A 21,835-nucleotide genomic window follows, 5' to 3' on the forward strand; every position below is an offset into this window, starting at 1 on the left:
CCTGGGCTGCTACTTTATTAATTAAGGGAGTGGGTTAGATGTCGATTGAAAGAGCACAGGTGGAACGAATTATAGAAGCCGTTGGCGGCAAAGATAATATTGAGGCAGCTACCCATTGTGTAACCCGTCTGAGGTTTGCCCTCTATGATGACAAACAGGTTGATAAAGATGCATTGGATCAAAATGATTTGGTCAAAGGCCAATTTTCCTCACAAGGACAGTATCAGGTCATCATTGGACCGGGTCTGGTTGATAAGGTGTATGACGAAATGATGGCAATTACAGGCGGCAACCGGGCTTCCAAAGATGATGTTGAAGATGCGGCCAGCAAGAAACAGAATCCTATTCAGCGTGCCATCAAGTCACTGGCAGATATTTTTATCCCTATATTGCCCGCGATTGTGACAGCAGGCTTACTGCTTGGCATTAACAATATTCTGACGGGTCAGGGGATTTTCTTCGAGGGAATGTCTCTGGTTCAGGTCTATCCTGAATGGACTGATTTTGCTGCTATTATTAATACGATCGCCAGCACTGCATTTACGTTCTTGCCCGCCTTGATCGGATGGTCGGCAGTTATCCGATTTGGTGGCAGCCCATTACTCGGGATTGTACTTGGTCTGATTCTGGTTCATCCAAACCTGCTGAGCGCTTACAGTTATGCAGATGCAGTGACTAAGGGAACGGTTCCGGTATGGAATCTGTTTGGCTGGGAAGTGAACAAGATTGGTTATCAAGGACAGGTTCTGCCGGTTCTTGTATCCGCTTACGTGTTGGCACAAATTGAGAAATTCTTGAACAACAGAATAGCTGATTCATTTAAGCTGTTACTGGTCGCGCCGATTACATTATTAATTACGGGATTTCTTGCATTTACGGTTATCGGACCGGTTACTTTTATGATCGGTAATGCAATTACGGGTGGACTTGTATACGTTTTCGCTCAAGCTCCTGCGCTGGGAGGGCTGATTTATGGAGGTCTTTACGCGCTGCTCGTCATCACGGGAATGCACCATACTTTCTTGGCCGTAGACGTACAATTAATTGGAACACAGGGCGGGACCTTCCTATGGCCAATGCTGGCGCTTTCCAACATTGCTCAAGGTGCTGGTGCATTGGCTATGATGCTGGTATTAAAGGATCAGAAGGGCAAAGGGCTGGCCTTTACTTCATCCGTGTCTGCTTTTCTGGGTGTAACGGAACCGGCGATCTTTGGGGTAAACATCCGTTATAAATATCCATTTATGTTCGGAATGATTGGTTCAGGTATTGCGGGTGTATTGCTAACGGTGAATCATGTTATGGCTTCTTCAATCGGTGTTGGGGGTATTCCAGGTTTCCTGTCTATTTTTCCTATGAACTGGGGCGTGTTCTTCATTGGAATGGCAATCGTGTTAATTCTGCCGTTCAGCTTAACTTTAGCGTATGGAAAATTATTAAATAAGCGCCAGCAAAAATCAGATCTTACTAAGGAAGAGTCGCCAAATGCTAATCATTCAACTTCTTCATTCACAAATCAGAACAGTCCAGCTAACATACCTGCCGAGACAAAAGGCACTGACCATAAGACTTCCGCGCTCGATGTACTTGAAGTCATGACTCCGGTTCGGGGACGTATTGTGCCTCTGGAACAGGTTCCTGATCCGGCTTTTGCCGAGCGTCAGATGGGACAGGGAATTGCGGTGCAACCGGAGGAGGGTAAAATTTTTGCCCCTTTCAGCGGAAAGGTCATCCATATTATGATGAAGAGCAAGCATGCCCTGATTCTGGAACATGCGTCAGGTGTACAGATTCTGGTACATGTGGGCGTTAACACCGTGTCGCTGAAGGGTGAAGGTTTCACTATGCATGTGAAGACAGGTCAAACTGTTGAACAGGGACAATTGCTGATGGAATTCGACCGTGATCTAATCCAGGAATCCGGATACCCGGTTATTACACCAGTAATTGTTCCGGATGGTCAGGAAATGATTGAGTCCGTTGAAGAACTGCCAGGTGAGGCGAACGCTTTGCAATATATCTCTATGAAAATTCACTTAAAGGCTTTATCTGTAGACAAGAATAAATCACAAACTTAAAAAGCATACAGGTCGCCAATTAAAGTAAAAGAATGCTACAATAAACGTGGTGATGAAAATTGACAACGAATATTTTTCTGCAAATTTATCAGGATTATTTGGAACGAATCCGGGCAGGTGAATTAGCCTCAGGCACGAAGATACCCTCTGAAAATGAGCTGGCCAGGGAATATAATACTTCCCGTGAGACCGTACGTAAGGCACTTCACTTGCTTGCGCAAAATGGGTATATCCATAAAATAAAAGCTAAAGGTTCCTTTGTACTGGATATCGGGCGTATGGATTTTCCAGTTGGCGGATTGGTCAGCTTCAAAGAGATGTCCGAACGAATCGGGCGTAAATCACGGACGATTGTGCATGAGAATCGCCTGATTCCGGCTTCAGAAGAAATAATCGGTCATCTTGAACTCGACAAGCATAGGCATCTTGTCTGGGAAGTGATTCGCGCGCGTGAGATTGAAGACGAATCCGTTATTTTGGATAAAGATTATTTTCGATCAGACATTGTGCCTGTGCTTACCAAGGAGATTAGCAGCGGATCCATTTATGAATATCTGGAGAATGAGCTTCATCTTCAAATCAGTTATGCCAAAAAAGTAGTGTCCGTAGAAGAGGCAAGCGAAGAAGATCATAAGTTGATGGATCTCAACGACTATATTCACGTGGTAGTAGTGCGCAATTATGTCTATCTGGAAGATACCACCTTGTTCCAGTACACCGAGTCAAGGCATCGGCTGGACAAATTCCAATTTGTCAACTTTGCCAGACGTGCTCACGGGGAAGAGAAAAAATCGGATCTATCCAGAAACCCTGTCTTTTGAAGACAAGGGTTTCTTTTCTGTATAAGTTGAACTCGAAAAATGCACATTAAAACGGATAAACCTTCATGAACGGGGAAAAGAATAATACGAGCATTTTTCAAAAATGTTGTATTAAAAAAACACTTGACATGAAACGCGTTACAAAACTTAGAATCTAAGATAGAAACACTTTATAACACATTAGCATAAGGGGACAAGGTCCTACCCTAGTTAATGAAAAAACATAAGTAAAGGCGGAGAGAACATGAGTACACAGTTTCCAAAAGATTTCCTGTGGGGCGGCGCAGTTGCTGCTAACCAGCTCGAAGGCGCTTATCAAGAAGATGGAAAAGGCTGGTCTATTCAGGATGTAACCCCTCGTGGTGGTTGGGGACCTGTTACGGATGTGCCGACAGAAGATAATATGAAGTTGATCGGTATTGATTTCTATCACAAATATAAAGAAGATATCAAACTTTTTGCAGAAATGGGCTTCAAAGTGTTCCGGACTTCCATCGCCTGGTCACGCATTTTTCCTAAAGGCGACGAGCTGGAACCCAACGAACAAGGTCTGCAATTTTATGATGATTTGTTCGATGAGCTTCATAAATATGGAATTGAACCGCTCGTTACATTATCTCACTATGAAACACCATTACATCTGTCCAGAGAATACGACGGTTGGGTAAACCGCAAGCTTGTTGATTTTTATGAGCGCTATGCTACAACGGTATTTAACCGTTACAAAAATAAAGTAAAATACTGGTTGACATTTAATGAAATCAACTCCATTCTTGAAGCTCCATTCATGAGTGGCGGGATTAGCACGCCAAAGGATCAGCTTACTAAGCAAGATCTTTATCAAGCCATTCACCATGAGCTTGTGGCGAGTGCAAGAGCGGTAAAAATCGGTCACCAGATCAATCCTGATTTCAAAATCGGCTGTATGGTGCTGAGTATGCCTACTTATCCGCTGACACCTAATCCAGACGATGTGATCGCTGCGATGGAGTTTGATCACAGAAATATGGCCTTTGCAGATATTCATGCCAGAGGTCAATACCCAGGCTACATGAAACGTTTCTTTAGAGAAAACGGAATCTCTATTCATTTTGAACCAGGAGATGCCGAAGATTTGAAGCATACCGTTGATTTTATCTCGTTCAGCTATTACATGAGCACTTGTGAAACGGCTGACGAAGCCAAGAAAACGAAAGGTGAAGGCAACATCCTCGGTGGTGTCAGCAATCCGCATCTTGAGGCAAGCGAGTGGGGCTGGCAAATTGATCCTCAAGGTTTGCGTTATGTACTGAACACATTCTATGACCGCTTCCAAAAACCACTATTCATAGTTGAAAATGGTTTGGGCGCCGTTGACGAGCTTATCACCAATGAAAAAGGCGAAAAAACCGTTGAAGATGACTATCGGATCAACTATCTGAATGATCATCTGGTTCAAGTTGGCGAAGCTATTGACGACGGAGTAGAAGTTATGGGCTATACGTCTTGGGGTTGCATCGACGTTGTTAGTGCATCCACAGCTCAGCTTAAAAAACGTTATGGCTACATTTATGTAGATCGTCATGATGATGGAAGCGGCACACTTGAAAGATATCGGAAGAAATCGTTCCATTGGTACAAAGATATTATTTCGACCAATGGTGCAAGCTTGCGACGGAAATAAGATGCTGCTTGCTTGATCAAGGCAGCAATTCAACAAAATAGGGTTTTATACAGCGACCGCTTCCTGCTATTGTACAGGGAAGCGGTCGCTTAGTTTTGTTTGCATCACGATCAGGCCCTTAGCTGATAATTTTATTACTGACGAGCGATTGTCAGAAAGGCTATGATACGGTGAGAAGCATATTCAGAAAGGAATGAACCATTATGAAGCTTATGTTTGTATCGGATATTCACGGCTCGCTGCACTGGTTGCAGCTGGCACTGGAAAAGTTCAGGGAGGAAAAAGCAGACCGTCTTGTCCTGCTCGGAGACTATATGTACCATGGACCGCGTAATCGGCTACCGGAAGGGTATAATCCGGCAGAAGTGGCCGCTAAACTGAATCAGTACAAGTCGCATATTGCAGTGGCTGTACGAGGTAACTGCGATGCAGAAGTGGATCAGATGCTGCTGGAGTTCCCGATGATGGGCGGTTATGCTTTATTGTACCATGAAGGTCGGCGCATCTATATCACGCACGGACATGGCTTCAGCATTGGGAACTTACCACCACTGGAAAAGGGGGATGTGTTCATCCAGGGACATACCCATATTCCGGTAACGGATGTGGAAAAGGGAGTCTTTGTGCTGAACCCCGGTTCGATAGCGTTGCCGAAGGAAAACTATCCTCCATCCTATGGGCTATTGGAGGGAGTGCAATTCACGGTTAAGGATTTTGATGGCGACACGATTAAAACGATCACATTTTCAATGTAATCCATTTTAGCTTGAATGGGATCCCTTCAAAACTTTTTCGATCTGATTGAGACAAAGATCATATTATTGTATGATAGGAACGGAGTCTGTCCGTCTTGTTTATTAGACAACGTTTTCCAGTTACAGAAAAGACTCAACATTATGATGAAGAAAGAGAGCTTCAATACATGCAAATTAAGGATTCACAGTATAAGATGCCGCCTGAATGGGCGCCGCATGAACGTACGTATATTTCTTGGCCTGTACAGTTTTCCATGGTTTACCCGGATATGCATGCCGATGTATGCATGGGCTACGCTGGAATTGTACGTGCCATGGCTGAGTTTGAACCAGTTACCGTGGTCGTAAATCCAGATGATCTGGAGAGCGTCCAGGTACTTGAGCTCGGGGAACGGGTGGAGCTGCTTCCAATAGAGCATAGTGATGCGTGGCTGCGCGACAATGGTCCTACTTTTCTAACGAATGAGCATGGACAGTTGGCAGGTGTGAACTGGAAGTTCAATGCCTGGGGCGGCAAATACGCTCCGTGGGATCTGGACGATCAGGTAGCGCCGCAAATTTTAGACACGCTTGGATTACCAAGATTTGATGCACCGCTTGTAATGGAAGGTGGCTCACTGCACGTAGACGGCGAAGGCACACTTATTACAACGGAAGAGTGTTTGCTGAATCCGAACCGCAATCCCGAATTAAGCAGAGAAGAAATCGAACGGTATGTCTGCGAATATACAGGCGTTGAGAAGATTATCTGGCTGAAACGTGGACTTAGTGGCGATGAAACGGATGGGCATGTGGACAATATTGCTTGCTTTGCTGCTCCCGGCAAGGTCATTATGCAAGTATGCGATGATCCTAAGGATGAAAATTACGAAATCACGCAGGAAAATCTGCGCATTCTGGAGCAGGCAACGGATGCAAAAGGCCGCAAGCTGGAAGTGATCCAAATTGGGCAACCACCGCGCGTGGATTTTGACGACAGCCGGTTGACGCTGAGCTATATCAACTTCTATTTTGTGAACGGCGGCATTATTTTGCCGGTGTTTGGCGGCACTGCTACTGAAAGCGATCGCGCAGCCGAGCAGGTCCTGGCCAATGTATTTCCGGAACGTACCATTCGTACCGTGGACGGCATGGCGGTCATACGTGAAGGCGGCAACGTACACTGCACTACCCAGCAGATGCCTGCTGCAAATAATTGAACTTTATAAACATCCCCGAGGAGGACTGACGTGAGAAAAGTAAAAGTGGCAGCAACCCAAATGAGCTGCTCTACCAACATTGATGAAAATATAAGCAAAGCTGAGAAGCTGGTACGTGAAGCGGCTGCGGAAGGCGCGCAGATTATTTTACTTCAGGAATTGTTCGAGACTCCGTACTTCTGCCAGAAGGAAAAGTCCGATTATTTTGCATATGCAACCGAACTGGAGCATAACAAGGCGGTTAACCATTTTAAAAAGATTGCCAAGGAATTGCAGGTTGTGCTGCCAATCAGCTTTTATGAGAAAAAAAACTACGCCCGCTACAACAGCCTTGCTGTGATTGATGCGGACGGGGAAGTGCTGGGTAAATACCGCAAGAGCCACATCCCGGACGGTCCCGGGTATGAGGAAAAGTTTTATTTTAATCCGGGCGATACCGGTTTTAAAGTGTGGAATACACGATATGCCAAAATTGGAATAGGCGTATGTTGGGATCAGTGGTATCCTGAAGCTGCCCGTTGTATGGCGCTGATGGGTGCAGAAATTTTGTTCTATCCGACAGCGATTGGTTCGGAACCGCAGGATTCTTCCATTGACTCCAAGGATCACTGGCAGACTTGCATGCTCGGTCATGCTGCTTCCAATCTGATGCCAGTTGTTGCTTCCAATCGCATTGGAATGGAGACAGATGAGGACTCCAGTATCACATTTTACGGTTCATCCTTTATTGCTGGGCCACAGGGTAACAAAATTGCAGAAGCTGGTCGTACGGATCAGGAAGTGCTTACTGCTGAATTTGATCTGGACGAGCTGGAAGTGGGGCGGATTGAATGGGGCATTTTCCGTGACCGCCGCCCGGAACTATATAACATGATTGCTACCTATGATGGTGATTTAAAAGTATAACCTTTATACGAATATAGACAAAGTTCCCCTTGCTGATAAGCCAAGGCGTTTCCCACATTCGGATTCGCTCGGCTTTTCGGGAAGGGGATTTTTCGAATGCTTGAGCGAATATGACTAAAGATAAAATTAAGATTCTCCGAGGACTTTGCAAAGTTACAAAATAATAATTTGCCCTATCGTACATGAGGTGTATACCCTTAAGTACGATTTTTTTATTTGGTATTCGATTTAAGATGAATATAAGAAATCTAAGTAAATTAGCAGGATGTTCATAATGTGAATTTTCTTTTTATGATATGAAGGGTGTGGTCAGTTGAAGAAGTTCATTAAATATGTAAAGATAGAAGGGATTGGGTTTAATGACTAATCACACTTCCAAAATCAATAAGTTTTTTAAATGGTGTATAGGCATTATTTTTGTTCTCATCATTATATATTTGTGCACACTGGTCAATTTTTTATTTAAACCGCTAACTTCTTTAATCAGCATTGTCTTACTTCCATTAATATTGTCTGTTTTTTTCTATTATCTTCTGCGCCCGTTGGTAGATTTACTGGAAAAACACAAGTTAAATCGTTCTCTTGCGATCATACTCATTTATATCGCCATTGCAGTCATTTTAGCTGTCTTTGTTGTTGGTATTTGGCCTTCCATACGTAACCAAATGATCAATCTGGTGGAGAGCGCACCCAGTCTATTTAGTACATTAAGTAAAAAAGTTCAAGAATTAGAACAGAACGGGGCACTTTCTGCCATTTTCCTGGGCGACATTAATCCACTGTCACACCTAACCGAATACTTGAACAAAGGTTTCTTTTTAATTACGGATTATGTAACCGGATTGTTTAGTCTTGTTTCCAATGTAACAATCGCATTGTTTACCTTTCCTTTAATCCTTTTTTACATGCTGAAGGAAGGGAACAAATTCGGCCGCAAACTGGTTAGTTTTGTTCCTAAACGCTTTCTAATAGCTGCAAACGAGGTTTTGGATGATATTGATAGTGCGCTTGGCAGCTTTATTGTGGGAAGGGTAGTTATTAACTTGGCACTTGGTGTGTTAATGTATTTGGGATTCTTATTAATCGGATTGCCATATGCACTATTATTAACCGTGGTTGCGGTGATTATGAATTTTATTCCTTTTGTCGGCGCCATTTTATCATCAATCCCTATTGTTATTATTGGCTTCATTCAGTCACCGACTGTTGCTATATGGTCACTTATCGTTATTCTTTTGGCCCAGCAAATACAAGACAATATCATTTCTCCTTATATATTCGGTAAGCAGCTGGATGTTCACCCTTTGACAGTCATCATTCTCGTACTGATTGGAGGAGATTTGGCAGGAATTACAGGAATCGTGCTGGCTATCCCATTATACATGATTATTAAAGTCATCTTTAGCAAGGTATATTTTCTTTTTTACAGAGAAAAATGGGAAAATTTATAATTGATATTGAATATTTAGCATACGAATATCTATTTTTGCCCAAACGTACACACGTCCTCGCCCATGTGTACGTTTTTTTTATCTCCATCATTTTGTAAAATGGTTTGAGAAACAGTTTACTTACTTATAGCTAAGCTACAAAGTGATAAAATATAAGTATAATTTTTTTGTAAACATTAAAGAGGTGGACTATGGGCAAAGAATCCAGGGAACAAAACCAAGATGTAGACTTAAAGATACACAGTGGAGAACATGATCGACTTGATATATCCAGAGTTCCTATTATATTATGGATCATTTTGATTTATCTCGACGGAATTATTTTTCAAAATGTTCCCCCACTACTACCGCTTCAAATTATATTATTCACTTTTACAATGTTTCTGCACGTACTTTTGTACTGGCATGCTCGTAAAATTCTACAGTACTTTTCATGGATTTATTTTATTATTCAAGCAGTAATTATCTTTTCAAGCGCATTTCTCCTGCCTGAGAGTTTTCCGATTGTGCTGATTGGATTAATCCCAATTTTAATCGGGCAGAGCATAGGTATTTATTATCAAACGAAAAAAGTTGTGTTGGTGTTTTTTAGTTTCTATTTTCTTTTTTGTGTTTCTATTATATGGCATCAAGATGGCAAGAACTCCGTGCTGTTTATTGGCTTGCTCATTCTTATTGTTATTGTCGTCGCTGCATATGCTATTCTTTTCTTCAGGCAAGTCAATGCGCGGATTCGTACCCAAAACTTTCTTACTGAATTGGAGCTTGCACATCAAAAAGTGGAAGAGCTTACGTTAGCCAACGAGCGGCAACGCATGGCCCGGGATTTGCATGACACACTGGCTCAAGGTCTTGCTGGCCTGATTATGCAGCTGGAAGCCGTAGATGCTCATCTGACAAAAGGCAGTTCACAGAGAGCACATGAAATCGTTCAGCAGTCCATGTCCCAGGCACGCAAGGCGTTGGCAGACTCACGCCGGGCTATAGATAACCTGCGTTCAAAATCGGCCTCGGAAGTCGACTTTGCTGATGCAGTCCGGGAAGAAGCGCAGCGCTTTACGATGGCTACCGGAATCCGAACAGCGCTGGACATCAGGATCAAATCCTCGGTATCAAGGCTATGGATGGAACATGGGCTACATATCATAAGTGAATGTCTAACGAACGTAGCCAAGCATTCGCATGCCAAGAACGTATGGCTGTATATTTTGGATGCACATGGTACAATTTCTATAGAGATTCGTGACGACGGAAAAGGATTTAACCCGGATATTATCGCCAGACAAGCAGGACATTATGGATTAATAGGCATTCATGAGCGTGCGCGTTTGCTGGGTGGAACCATTAATATCAACAGCACAGTAAGAGAAGGGACGTCGATTAAAGTAGAGGCTCCCCTTACTAAAGGAGACGTATCATGAAATTTAAAATATTAATTGTAGATGATCATTGGGTGGTTAGAGAAGGGCTAAAGCTTGTTCTGGAGACAAATGACAGCTATGAAGTTGTTGGTGAAGCTGAGGAAGGGGAAACAGCTCTTACCCTGATTGAGGAGCTTCATCCAGATGTAATACTAATGGACCTATATATGCCCCAAATGAGCGGGCTGGAGACGATGAAAGCTTTAAAGGAGAGGCAAAATGAAACGCCGGTTATTATCCTGACTACCTATAATGAGAATGATTTAATGATACAGGGACTATCCTTGGGAGCGAAAGGATATTTATTAAAGGATACCAGCCGTGAAAATTTGTTTCGGACTATTGAATCAGCATTAAGAGGAGAGACCCTTCTTCAGCCGGAAATTACAGCAAGAGTTTTTGCTAAAACAAGTGAGAGAGAGCTCAAGAGCGAGCAGCGTGAAGAGCCAACAATCCTGACCGAGAAAGAAAGAAACATATTACAGTCTGTTGCAAGGGGACTTAGGAGCAAAGAAATTGCGTTCGACATGGGGATTTCGGAGCGCACCGTGAAAGCACATTTAACGAACATTTACAATAAACTCGGTGTAGATTCCCGATCTGAAGCGGTGGCCGTGTCTCTGGAACGAGGCATTCTGCATCTTTAAAAATCGAAAATAAAAACATATATTCATTTTATTTTGCCCTATCGTACATGAGGTGCTTGCCCTTATGTACGATTTTTTTGTTTATAAACTGTTGTACTCTTAAAAGAGAATAAATGCAGTTTAGACCATGGATTGCTGAAACTGCTTAGAGGAAGTTGAGGAGGATGAAATTGTTGAATAGGACACGAATCAAAATGCTAGTCACGGGAATAACTTTCGCTATGGTGGTTTCCGGTTGCTCAAGCGCTTCGGAGGATTCCACTGTAAAATCCAGTCAGCCGGTAGAAATTCAAAAAGTAACGATGAAGCCTTTGGCTAATGAATTTAATCTGGCGGGAACATTGCAGGCCAGCAATCAAACCGCTGTTTCCTTAGAAGCGAATGGACGTATTTTAAATACAACGGTTGAAGTGGGGGACCAGGTACATAAAGGGGCTGTCCTCGCAAAAATGGACACAACCACTTATCAGTTGCAGCTTGCTCAGGCCAAGGCAACTATGGAGAAGGCGAAAGCCGGTGTTAGCCAAGCGGACGCTTCTGTCCAATCGGCACATGCAAGCATTCGTAATGCACAATCCCAGATTAATTCAGCCCAATCTAAATTGCAGGAATTGAACAATGGAGCCAAAAAACAGGAAATTGCACAGGCGCAAAATGCGGTTACTGCGGCAACCAATATGTACAACAAGAAAAAGGCAGATGCCGCCCGGATCCAAAGTCTATTTCAGGCAGGGGCCGTATCATTAACGGAAAATGAAAATGCGCAGTTGGAAGTAACGAACGCACAAAAAAGTTTAAGTGATGCGCAAGAGCAATTGTCCCTTTTGCTTGCAGGGGCTTCCCAGGAACAGCGTACACAAGCTTCGGCAGGCGTCGATCAGGCCAGGGCGGGGCTGGAATCAGCTATGGCTACTCAGCAACAAGGGCTAGCGAGTAAAGCTCAGGCACAAGCTTCCTACGAGGATGCGGTAGCTGCTTATGAGCAAACGGCTTTAGCTCTTAAGAAAGCTACTTTAACATCCCCCATAGCTGGTGTTGTAATTGAGAAAAAGGTATCTGATGGCCAACTGGGCTCCAGCGGGAGTGAGGCGTTTATTGTCGGAAATATTAGTACCTTAAAAGTGCTCCTGCCCGTACCGGATAGTGAAATCTTATCGTGGAAGAAAGATCAAAAAGTAAATATATCTTTATATAATGAAATTAGAACAGGAACTGTTACCCAGATCTATCCATCGACTAATTCCAAAACGGGAAGCATCAATGTGGAAGTGAGCATTTCCAACCCCGAACTCAATTGGAAGCCTGGTCAAGTCATTAGTGCATCTAAAAGCATAAATCAAAACGAAGCGCTTTTAGTGCCCGTAGAGGCCGTAATTAGTACGGGAAATGCCCCCTATGTCTTTAAGGCTGTAAATGGAAAAGCCGTTAAAACGGCGATTAAACTGGGGAAAGTGACTAATAATCAGCTCGAAGTTGTCTCTGGACTACAGGCGGGCGATCAAATCGTTACGCAAGGAGCTGGAACCTTATATAATGGTGATTTACTCGGGAATGATGTACTTGGGAAATCGGAGGAGTCGTCCGAATGATTAAATATATCGTTAAAAAACAGAAAATCACACTTATTTTCTTTGGCATGTGCATTTTGCTAGGAATTTACAACTTTGCATCGTTACCTAAACAGGAGATGCCTGATGTTGTTCCTATGGGAGCCAGTGTCACAACCGTGTATCCGGGGGCCTCGCCTGAAAGAATCGAGCAAACCATTACGAAGATTTTGGAACAGAAAATTAAAGAAGTGCAAGGTGTCAAAACAATTTCTTCCACTTCGTCAAAAGGCCAATCCAGTATAAGCATAGAAGCTTTGAATGAGGCCGATCCGACAAAAGTATGGGCTGATCTTCGTACAAAAGTACAGGATGCACAGTCTGAGCTTCCGGACGATGCGATGCAGCCCATTATTAATGATAGCATGGCAGGCTCCTTCATCGGATCATACGCAATCACTTCTGATAAAGTTGAAAATTTGTATGCGTTAAATGAGTTGATGAACACCTGGAAAGATCAATTAAAAACGGTTTCAGGTATTTCAAAAGTTAATATTCAAGGAATTCCAGAACAAGAAGTACGGATAAGCCTAAACACTCAAAAAATGCAGCAATATGACATCTCCTGGGAACAGGTCCTTCAAGCCATTAAAAATGAAAACGATAGAGTGCCTACAGGAAGTCTGGATTTCAATCAGCGTACCTATCAGTTGACGGTAGATGCTTCAACTGATCCGAATGTTTTAAATAACGTTCAGATTTCAAGCAACGAAGAAGGGTTTCCTATAGCCTTGAAGGATATAGGTACGGCCTCACTTGTTTTTAAAAAAACGGAGAGTTATACGTATGTGAATACCAAGCCTGCTATTTCAATCAGTTTGAGTGGAGATACAGGCACAGACGTACCAACGGTATCCAAAGCGGCGACAGCCAAAATCAACGAACTTGCGAGTAGCTTGCCAAAGGATGTACATTTTGAACTGCTGTTTGCTCAAAATGATCGCGTAAGTGAAATCTTTGGTAATCTGTCCAAAGAAATGATGATTGCTATTGCATCAGTTATTGTCATTTGTACATTAGGATTAAACTTGCTGACCTCTGCATTTGTGGCCTTGGCTATCCCTGTTTCTATTGCCATCGGTTTTATTGTCTTGCCGATGACAGGAACGACGCTGAATCAAATTTCAGTCATCGGATTAATCATCGTACTGGGAATACTGGTTGATGATGCCGTTGTGGTAAACGACAACATTGAACGCCGACGCTCTGAATTTGGAGAAGATGCTACGGAGGCGGCAATTAAAGGAACGAAAGAGGTATCCTTATCAATCATTACAGCCACGCTGGCTACAGTTGCAGCATTTGCCCCGCTTTTATTTCTGCCGGGCAATATGGGAGACTTTATTAAACCGATCCCTACCGTTATTTCGTTAACGATGCTGGCTTCCATGATTATGTCGCTTACGATCATTCCTATTTTCCGTCAATGGTACGATAAACGAAGTAAGGGCAAAGAACGTAGCAAACCGACCAAGCCTCCGGGGCTCCTCGGCAACCAAATTCAGTCCCTCTCTAATGCATACGCTAAAAACTGGATGCCAAGAATACTGCGTCGACCACTTTTCACTGCGCTTATTGGTCTTATGATTGGTACGGCAGCTTACGGACTGCTTGCTATTGTGCCCATTCAATTATTTCCTGAATCGGACCAACCAGATGCCACAATCAACGTAACGATGCCAGAAGGAACGTCGTTGCAGGCAACCAATCAGGTTATAACTGAGATTGAGAACTGGGTTAAGAAGCAGCCAGAAACAGAACATCTGGCAGCAACGGCAGGTGGTGGAGCACCTCAAATGTACAGTGACATAGTAGCCGGTAGTGGCTCCGTGGGCGCGGTGCACGGCCAACTTGCTGTTGTTGGAAAAGAGGGAGTCTTTGATATCAAAAAAACAGTGGACAGCTGGACAAGTACACTGCAAGCCAAATATCCAGCAGCATTAATAAGTATACGTGTTCCTCAATTAGGTATCCCAGTCGGCAGCGCAGTGTCTGTCCGTATTAAAGGAGAAGACCTTGGTAAGCTGCAAATCATGACAGCTAAAATAAAAGAAATCGTTGCGGGAACTCCCGGGGCTGTAGATGTGACCGATAACATGGGGATGCAAAGCTATAATTTGAATTTTCAAGTCAACCAGCAGGCCTTGGATAAATATCAGGTCAACTATTCCAACTTAACCCGCACTTTGTTGCTAATGGGTGACGGAGTAAAGGTCACGGATTTTGATACGGGTAAGGAACTGCTTGATATCAATATGTACATGAATAAACCTAACCATGATCCTGAGGTGTTATTCCAACAGCTGAGTGTCACTAATGCGGGAGGAGAGCAGGTCCCGTTATCCCAGTTAGCCACGATGAAACCGGATTTTTCCATTCAGCAAATTCACCGCTATGATTTGGAACGGACGGTAACGATCTCAGCCAATGCAAATGGGCGTACGGCTACGGAGCTCACCCAGGATATCCGCAGCAAGCTTACAAGTACACATTTCGATTCGGGGTACACTTGGGAAATGGATGGGGAAACATCTACGCAGTCCGATTTGTTTAAGGATTTGGGCAAATTAGCCGTTATCGTTGTTTTTCTCATTCTGCTCTTGATCACCATGCAGTTTTACTCGGTTTCCACACCGCTCATTATTATGACGACTGTTTACCTGGCAGCAGCAGGAGGAGTGCTTGGAAGCTTTATTACAGGTATGCCAATCGGCTTTATGAGTATCATGGGTATCATTTCCCTTGCCGGTATCGTCGTGCGTAATGGTATTGTATTGATCGAGTTTATTGAAGACGCGCGGCGTGAAGGCGCCGAATTAACAGAAGCCATCTTAATGGCATGCTCTGCCCGTTTTCGTCCGATCTTTCTCACCTCGCTAACTGCGATCGTTGGTATGATACCGATTGCTACGATGGGAGAAATTCTATTCAAGCCATTGGCAGCGACTATTATATTCGGACTGATTTTTTCAACTATTTTAACGTTGTTTGTAGTTCCGACTCTTTATATGGTCGTAGCTCAACTGAAGCTGAAACGGAAGCAGAAGAAAGAAATGGAGACAAATAACGATAGCACATAATTATGCTTGAATATTACCCGATCGTACATTAAGCTGTTGCCCTAATGTACGATTTTTTTCTTTTGCTGGCGTAATACAATGAATAGTAAGAGTAGTCTTATTATTCAAAAGCAGTATAAACAGAATTTTAGATGGTACCAAAGGAGAGCATTGTATGACTGAAAACGAGCTGCACGGCCACATTCAAATATCAGATGATGTTCTATCCCAAATTACTGGTTTGGCGGCATTGAAAATTCCCGGAATATCAGCAATCTACGGAGGGATTTCAAAAGAAGCAATCAAACGTCCGAATAGAAAAAATTTTAAAAAAGGAATTTCAGTGACAGTAAGCCCGGATGGAACGATTATTGATCTCAGAGTAGTCGTCGATTACGGATGCTTCATTCATGAGGTGGCCCGAGAGTTACAGAAAAATGTCATGGAGGATATAACTAATATGACAGGATTATCCTCGATCGTGGTGAACGTCAAGGTGGAGGGAGTTGCTCGCATACAGAATCCCTGAAGTGAAAGAGCCAACGGTCGTTCCGAAATACATCGATAAGTTGGCAAGTGATAAGATGGTTCCACGCACTGTGGCAGACAGGGTTTGAAGCAAACGAAAGTGAATGAATATACCTAAATTATCGGATTAATGATGAAACAAGGCAGACCAGAGAATCTATCTGCCTTGTTTTAATTTTTTTATCGTCCTATTATCGTCACTAGCTGCTCCATTATCCGCAGGGGATAGCCTTAAGGCGGAAGGTAGAGCTGACAAAATCTCCTGACAGATCCGAGACAACAAGCCCTATTTTCATTAAGCGATCACCTCCAAAGATTTCGCCGCCGAACGCTTCGTGGAAGGGGGAACCGCCGTCTTCCGCCAAGGTATTACCTGTATGGTCTGCAGCATTGCCTGCTGCGCCGGCTTCGATCTTATACTTTTTCTCTGGGTCAAGTCCTTTTAAAGTTAATCGCAGGATTGGACCATTGGGCTCAGCCAGTACGCGGAAATAAGCAACAAACGCTTCCGACTGGTCCTCGCTAACGAACATCCAAGCCGTATCGCCTCGGCCTTCAAACGGGCTAAGCAGCCGATACATATTCCCCTGCTGTACAAGGGAGCGAATTTCCTTATACTGGGCGATTTGTTTGGCAGCGAGCTCTTTTTCTTTCTTTGTAAATGCAGTAAGGTCAAGCTCGTAGCCAAAGTTTCCACTCATTGCCACGTCACCACGCATGGCGAGAGAGGTCATTCGTCCCACCTGGTGGTTCGGTACGCTCGATACGTGTGCTCCCATGGTGCTGGCTGGATACACGATGCTTGTTCCGTACTGGATAGCCAATCTTTCAACCGCATCGGTATCATCACTGGTCCATGTTTGCGGCATATAGTAGAGCATTCCGGGATCGAAACGTCCGCCTCCTCCAGAACAGCTTTCGAACAAGATGTCCGGGAACCGGGAGGTCAGACGTTCCAGCAGGTCGTAAAGTCCAAGCATATAACGGTGTGCGGTTTCCTTTTGACGTTCGCTAGAAGCTGTAGCCGAAGCAATCTCCGTCATATTACGATTCATGTCCCACTTGACATAAGTAATCGGAGCGATCGAAAAAACGGAGCTAAGCGTATCGTATAAATAATCGCATACTTCCTTGCGGGAGAGATCGAGCACTAACTGGGATCGACCTTCCGTCCGCCGCCGACCCTCAGCATGCAGGCACCAGTCGGGATGCTTGCGGTACAATTCACTATCAGGAGATACCATTTCCGGCTCTACCCACAAGCCAAATTGTAATCCTTGTTCATTAACCCTTTTGGCTAGGTCGGCAAGACCTCCAGGCAGCTTGCGGCTGTTTTCAAACCAGTCTCCAAGCGAATTATCATCGTTGTCTCGTTTGCCAAACCAACCATCATCCAGAACAAAGAGCTCAATACCGAGGGGGCCCGCTTCCTTAGCAATTGCTTCGATTTTATCGGCGTCGAAGTTGAAATAGGTAGCTTCCCAATTGTTTACGAGAATAGGGCGCTCTTTGTCACGATAAGCCCCCCTGGACAGTCGAGTGCGGTAGAGACGATGATAAGTGCGCGACATGCCTCCAAGACCTTCTTCGGAAAAGACCAGGACGGCTTCGGGGGTCTGGAATGACTGACCCGGCTCAAGTCGCCAGGAGAAGTCAAAGGGATTGATTCCGATACTTACACGGGTCTGGTTGAACTGCTCTACTTCTGCCTGTGCGACGAAGTTGCTGCTGTAGACCAGACTAAAGCCGTACACATCTCCGCGATCTTCAGTTGCATCCGGACGAAGCAGTGCCAGAAAGGGATTCATCTGATGACTGCTGGAGCCCCGACGGCTTTCCAACCGAATGGCCCCGGGTCCTAGGTCGCGGCGCTGGATATGTCTTTCGCGCACCCACGCTCCGGACAGGTAGAGAGCCTGGTAGTTGGAATCGGCGAAATCGACAGAGGCACTCATTGCTTGCTCAATATTCATGACAGCGCTTCCCTTATTGTCAAAAAGGGTAGACCTGGCAATAGCACTGTGATTCGCAAATACAGTATAAAGCAGTGTAGTTTTAAGACCCGAGTATTTGTCCTCAAGCATCAGAAAGAGAGTTGCCGCTTCATCATCCGATTCGGTATAGACGGCAGGAAGTCCCTCAAGCTTTGGTTTACCTGGGGCAATGCGGTAGCCACAATATTTTAGCTCCGTAATGCGAGTTCCTTCCGCAAGTGCAGCCTGATAAGCGGGCTGACGAAAGTCGCTTGTTCCATACTGAGGATATTCCTGGGGAAGCGTGTCCAGGGAAATCGTGCGATTGGAAGGAACAGGATTGGGAGAGAAGGAGCAGCGCTCCCTGAGTTCCAGTACACTTGCTAGACTAGTGTCATGATGAAGTCGAGCTCCCCAATAGACATGTGCGGGATATCCTTCTACAAGCTGGATAATATAACTGCAATCCTTGGACTGCAGGTGAAACAAACCAAGCGTCTCGTCTACATGAATGTTCATGGTATTCACTCCTTGAGGATTCTTCATATCAATTTGTTTTCACGTATGTTTCTGCACGAGCTCTCCCGTATGACAAGCTTAGTCCCGATCACGCTGTGCGCAGGTGGTTCACGTCCCTCGAACCGTTCAGAGAGCAGTTGAACGGCAGCCTTTCCCATCTCTTCGGGGTAGGCGCGCACAGTGGTTAGCGGAGGATGTACGAAGGCCGCCATCTCAATGTCGTCAAAGCCGACGATAGCCATATCCTCTGGTACATTGACTCCATGCCCATGCAGGGCACGGAGGGCACCGATGGCGAGCGGGTCGCTTGCAGCGAAGCAGGCCGTCGGTCGTTCCTGTTCGACAAGGAGCTCGTTCATCATCCGATAGCCATCCGCGGTACTCCAGGCGCCTATACGAACGAATTGAGGATTGTACAACCCATGTTCCCGCATGAACCGTTCAAAATAATGCACCCGTCGCTCTCCGTCGCTCTTGCCGCCGATAAACCCGATTTGTCGGTGGCCCAGCTCAATTAGATGTCCGAGTGCCTGATCAACAGCTTGACGGAAGTGGAGGCGTACAGAATCGTACTCCAGTTGTTCATGGTACTGGTCCACAAGGACAATGGAGTTCTTGTCGGGATGCAGTTTGATCATCTCTTCAGGATCAACGCCGCCCACAACAATCAGACCGTCTGTCTTCTGCAAGGTGGAGATGGAAGAGCGGCCCCGCAGGGTCTGTCCCAACGTCAGGCCAAGCTCTTCACAGCGCAGCTCGATTCCACGACGGATCGAGGCGTAATACGGATCGTCCCGTTCCTCTTCAATGGAACACCACAACAGGAGGGAGACCGTCTTTCCAGCACGTTCCGTGTTCCGCTTTAATTGTCTCAGCCGGGAAGGCTTATACCCAAGCTGTTCGGCAATCGAAAAAATTCTGTTTTTGGTGTCTGGGCTCACGGACAGAGACAGATCGTTATTTAAAACCCTTGAAACTGTTGCGGCAGACACACCCGCTTCGCGGGCAATGTCTTTAATGGTTGCCAACGAGCTCACACCTTTTTAGTTAATAATTTTACTAAAAATCAACTTCATCCTAACACATCCTCTTTATACTTTCAAGATAGCTGTTGAATTTACTTTTGATCTACTACTGTGCAGATTTGTTGTGTTAACATGATGAATATTCTCTTGAGGACGGAGGGGTTTCAAATTGAATATTCTGTCACTAGCGCGAAAATGGTTTGGTCGGCTTCGATTCAAAAGCAAGGTTATTACGGTATTTCTTCCGCTAATCATTGTTTCTCTGCTCATTCTTGGACTGTTATCTAACCAACTCTTCAGTCGTTCTTTGATAGACCGTACCAACAACAACGTGGTGGACGAGTCTCAGCTTATCCTGTCTCGGACCGATTACATATTCAGCAGTGTGGAAACGGCGGCCAATATTATGGTCACGAATATTAACCGGGTGTATGATTCATACGGTCCCAAGCCTGATACTGCCATGGAGCGTATTCAGTTTGGAAACCTGATGCAGAGCCGCCTATCCATTGACTTGTCAATCTTTCGTGAGATAGATGCCGCTGTATTCATTGATAATAAAGGGACAATTTTCGCATCTTACACCGAGAGTGGGGATGAGAGCAAAGTCTATAGCATGATTAAGCGGGTAAGGGAATCAAAAAGTTATGGACAGGCACTCTGGTTTGATATGGAGAGGAGAGATTTCCTAACTCCAGATCCGAACTTCCCGGTTTTGACGCTGGGGAAGACGGTCATTAATATAGACACCGGCGAACCCTATGGAACGCTTTTTCTGCTAGTGAAGGAAGAAGATCTGTCCGCTTTTTTTCGTTCTAGTGATCCGGATGTGCCCAAATCCTATTATTTTTTGAATAACGGAACTCGCGTGGTCGTGGCAAAAGATAATGAGATGCTGATGAATCCGGTGAATCCACATCTGGCTGAGGCCATTCAACGTTGCGCCCCTGATATGTCCCAAGAAACGTGCTCTTTCGAGGATGAGGGCAATTTGGTAACGGTCATTGATTATGACCGGATGGATTGGAAGTTGGTCAATATTGTATCTCTCAGCCTGCTTACGGCTGATGTCCGGCAAAATGTTAGGCTGTCGCTTTTAATCGGCGTATTATGCCTTGTTTTTTCCTGGCTGGGTGCTAGCTTTCTGTCCAGAATGGTCGTTAGCCCTCTCGAACAACTGACTAAGGCAATGCGAAAAGTAGTAACCGGTGATTTGCAACCGGTTACTACTTTTCGCACTGAGGATGAAATCGGTACCATTGTTGAAGCGTTTAACTTTATGGTAAGACGGGTTCGGGAGCTACTGGATGAGGTGAGGCAGGAACAGAACCGTAAGCGTGAATATGAGCTTGCACTGATGAGCGCCCAAATTAAACCGCATTTTCTATACAACACTTTGGATACCATTTACGCACTCAATGAGTTGGACCGTAGTGATGAGGCTAGAGATACTACAAAGGCGCTGGCAGATTTTTATCGAATGGTGCTAAATAAGGGACGGGAGCTCATTATTCTAGAGAAGGAAGCTCAGATTACCGATGATTACCTGACGATTCTGCAAATCCGTTATCCCGATGTGTTCCGCTATGAGGTGAATATTCCATCGGAACTTACGGGTACACCGATTCCGAAGCTCTCGCTCCAGCCGCTTGTCGAGAATTCGATCTACCACGGTCTTAAGAAGAAAGGAACAAAAGGTTTTATCCGTATTTATGCCTTTAAACAGGGTGATAAGGTGGTCGTTCGAGTGGAGGACAACGGAGTGGGGATGGACGAAATCCAGGTTCAGACCATAATGTCCAGACATTTACCGGATGAAGGAATACGGTCAATTGGCACCTACAGCGTTCAGCAGAGACTGAGTCTGTACTTCGGTGAGGAGTATGGGATATCGGTGCAGAGTGTTCCCGGAGAAGGAACCATTGTTGACCTTTCGCTGCCGACGATACCAAAGGGGAGTGAGCACAAAGATGTATAAAGTGATGATTGTCGATGATGAGCCGCTGTTCCGGGATTTTCTGCGAATTAAGATAGACTGGGAAAGTCACGGATTTCGGGTTTGCTGTGAGGCAAGGAATGGGCGGGAAGCGCTTCAGGAAGCCGAGCGACACCAGCCTCATCTCGCCCTAAGGCCCGTTTTATTCCTTAAAGGGGTTCCGCCAACATTTTAACGAAAATATACG

General features: G+C 44.8%; 15 protein-coding genes. 13 read left to right on the forward strand and 2 right to left on the reverse strand.

The genetic code is table 11. The features are described from left to right. The first annotated feature begins 38 nt into the window (after positions 1–38). The 12 genes from treP (at position 39) to NST83_RS11960 (ending at position 16,136) form a co-directional block, all read left to right on the forward strand. Entirely contained in the window at positions 39–2,078 is a 2,040-nt protein-coding gene (gene treP, locus NST83_RS11905) for a PTS system trehalose-specific EIIBC component (protein ID WP_342417732.1), read from the forward strand. A 59-nt stretch (positions 2,079–2,137) separates the two neighbouring features. Further along, positions 2,138–2,899, forward strand: a complete 762-nt coding sequence (treR, locus tag NST83_RS11910) for a trehalose operon repressor (RefSeq protein WP_342417733.1) — start codon at positions 2,138–2,140, stop codon at positions 2,897–2,899. Between the two features lie 244 nt (positions 2,900–3,143). Then, positions 3,144–4,562: a glycoside hydrolase family 1 protein gene (locus tag NST83_RS11915; protein WP_342417734.1), complete on the forward strand. Its 1,419-nt coding sequence runs from the start codon at positions 3,144–3,146 to the stop codon at positions 4,560–4,562. Between the two features lie 203 nt (positions 4,563–4,765). Further along, on the forward strand, positions 4,766–5,317 hold the full coding sequence (yfcE, locus tag NST83_RS11920; protein ID WP_342417735.1) for a phosphodiesterase: 552 nt from the start codon (positions 4,766–4,768) through the stop codon (positions 5,315–5,317). 167 nt (positions 5,318–5,484) lie between these two features. Then, positions 5,485–6,516, forward strand: coding sequence for an agmatine deiminase family protein (locus tag NST83_RS11925; protein ID WP_342417935.1), 1,032 nt, complete (start codon positions 5,485–5,487; stop codon positions 6,514–6,516). A gap of 30 nt (positions 6,517–6,546) precedes the next feature. Continuing rightward, on the forward strand, positions 6,547–7,422 hold the full coding sequence (gene aguB / locus NST83_RS11930; protein WP_137063052.1) for an N-carbamoylputrescine amidase: 876 nt from the start codon (positions 6,547–6,549) through the stop codon (positions 7,420–7,422). A gap of 359 nt (positions 7,423–7,781) precedes the next feature. Then, positions 7,782–8,873, forward strand: coding sequence for an AI-2E family transporter (locus tag NST83_RS11935; protein WP_137063053.1), 1,092 nt, complete (start codon positions 7,782–7,784; stop codon positions 8,871–8,873). Between the two features lie 191 nt (positions 8,874–9,064). Beyond that, positions 9,065–10,294: a sensor histidine kinase gene (locus tag NST83_RS11940; protein ID WP_342417736.1), complete on the forward strand. Its 1,230-nt coding sequence runs from the start codon at positions 9,065–9,067 to the stop codon at positions 10,292–10,294. Continuing rightward, complete coding sequence (locus tag NST83_RS11945) at positions 10,291–10,941, forward strand: response regulator transcription factor (protein ID WP_342417737.1); 651 nt, start codon at positions 10,291–10,293, stop codon at positions 10,939–10,941. The genes NST83_RS11940 and NST83_RS11945 overlap by 4 nt, the downstream gene beginning before the upstream one ends. A 164-nt stretch (positions 10,942–11,105) precedes the next feature. Next, a complete protein-coding gene (locus NST83_RS11950; protein ID WP_342417738.1) occupies positions 11,106–12,530 on the forward strand; it encodes an efflux RND transporter periplasmic adaptor subunit in 1,425 nt (474 codons plus the stop codon). Next, entirely contained in the window at positions 12,527–15,628 is a 3,102-nt protein-coding gene (locus tag NST83_RS11955; RefSeq protein WP_342417739.1) for an efflux RND transporter permease subunit, read from the forward strand. Before NST83_RS11950 ends, NST83_RS11955 begins: the two co-directional genes overlap by 4 nt. Before the next feature lie 154 nt (positions 15,629–15,782). After that, the gene (locus tag NST83_RS11960) at positions 15,783–16,136 is read left to right on the forward strand and encodes an Asp23/Gls24 family envelope stress response protein (RefSeq protein ID WP_342417740.1); all 354 of its coding nucleotides are present in this window, start codon (positions 15,783–15,785) and stop codon (positions 16,134–16,136) included. 211 nt (positions 16,137–16,347) lie between these two features. Here NST83_RS11960 and NST83_RS11965 read toward each other — a convergent pair whose 3' ends face one another. After that, positions 16,348–18,627: an alpha-galactosidase gene (locus NST83_RS11965; protein ID WP_342417741.1), complete on the reverse strand. Its 2,280-nt coding sequence runs from the start codon at positions 18,625–18,627 to the stop codon at positions 16,348–16,350. Between the two features lie 23 nt (positions 18,628–18,650). Continuing rightward, the gene (locus NST83_RS11970) at positions 18,651–19,655 is read right to left on the reverse strand and encodes a substrate-binding domain-containing protein (protein ID WP_342417742.1); all 1,005 of its coding nucleotides are present in this window, start codon (positions 19,653–19,655) and stop codon (positions 18,651–18,653) included. A gap of 166 nt (positions 19,656–19,821) precedes the next feature. On the opposite strand from NST83_RS11970, the gene NST83_RS11975 reads away from it, so the two are divergent. Next, a complete protein-coding gene (locus NST83_RS11975; protein WP_342417743.1) occupies positions 19,822–21,630 on the forward strand; it encodes a histidine kinase in 1,809 nt (602 codons plus the stop codon). The last annotated feature ends 205 nt before the right edge of the window (positions 21,631–21,835 follow it).

The organism is Paenibacillus sp. FSL R10-2782 (genome assembly GCF_038592985.1).
Classification (GTDB): domain Bacteria; phylum Bacillota; class Bacilli; order Paenibacillales; family Paenibacillaceae; genus Paenibacillus; species Paenibacillus terrae_C.

What these genes read in the sequence shown, in the direction of transcription:
- treP (WP_342417732.1), top strand. Translation starts at nt 39, where the DNA reads ATGTCGATTGAAAGAGCACAGGTGGAACGAATTATAGAAGCCGTTGGC.
- NST83_RS11915 (WP_342417734.1), top strand. Translation starts at nt 3,144, where the DNA reads ATGAGTACACAGTTTCCAAAAGATTTCCTGTGGGGCGGCGCAGTTGCT.
- yfcE (WP_342417735.1), top strand. Translation starts at nt 4,766, where the DNA reads ATGAAGCTTATGTTTGTATCGGATATTCACGGCTCGCTGCACTGGTTG.
- NST83_RS11925 (WP_342417935.1), top strand. Translation starts at nt 5,485, where the DNA reads ATGCAAATTAAGGATTCACAGTATAAGATGCCGCCTGAATGGGCGCCG.
- NST83_RS11935 (WP_137063053.1), top strand. Translation starts at nt 7,782, where the DNA reads ATGACTAATCACACTTCCAAAATCAATAAGTTTTTTAAATGGTGTATA.
- NST83_RS11940 (WP_342417736.1), top strand. Translation starts at nt 9,065, where the DNA reads ATGGGCAAAGAATCCAGGGAACAAAACCAAGATGTAGACTTAAAGATA.
- NST83_RS11945 (WP_342417737.1), top strand. Translation starts at nt 10,291, where the DNA reads ATGAAATTTAAAATATTAATTGTAGATGATCATTGGGTGGTTAGAGAA.
- NST83_RS11950 (WP_342417738.1), top strand. Translation starts at nt 11,106, where the DNA reads ATGAAATTGTTGAATAGGACACGAATCAAAATGCTAGTCACGGGAATA.
- NST83_RS11955 (WP_342417739.1), top strand. Translation starts at nt 12,527, where the DNA reads ATGATTAAATATATCGTTAAAAAACAGAAAATCACACTTATTTTCTTT.
- NST83_RS11960 (WP_342417740.1), top strand. Translation starts at nt 15,783, where the DNA reads ATGACTGAAAACGAGCTGCACGGCCACATTCAAATATCAGATGATGTT.
- NST83_RS11965 (WP_342417741.1), bottom strand. Translation starts at nt 18,627, where the DNA reads ATGAACATTCATGTAGACGAGACGCTTGGTTTGTTTCACCTGCAGTCC.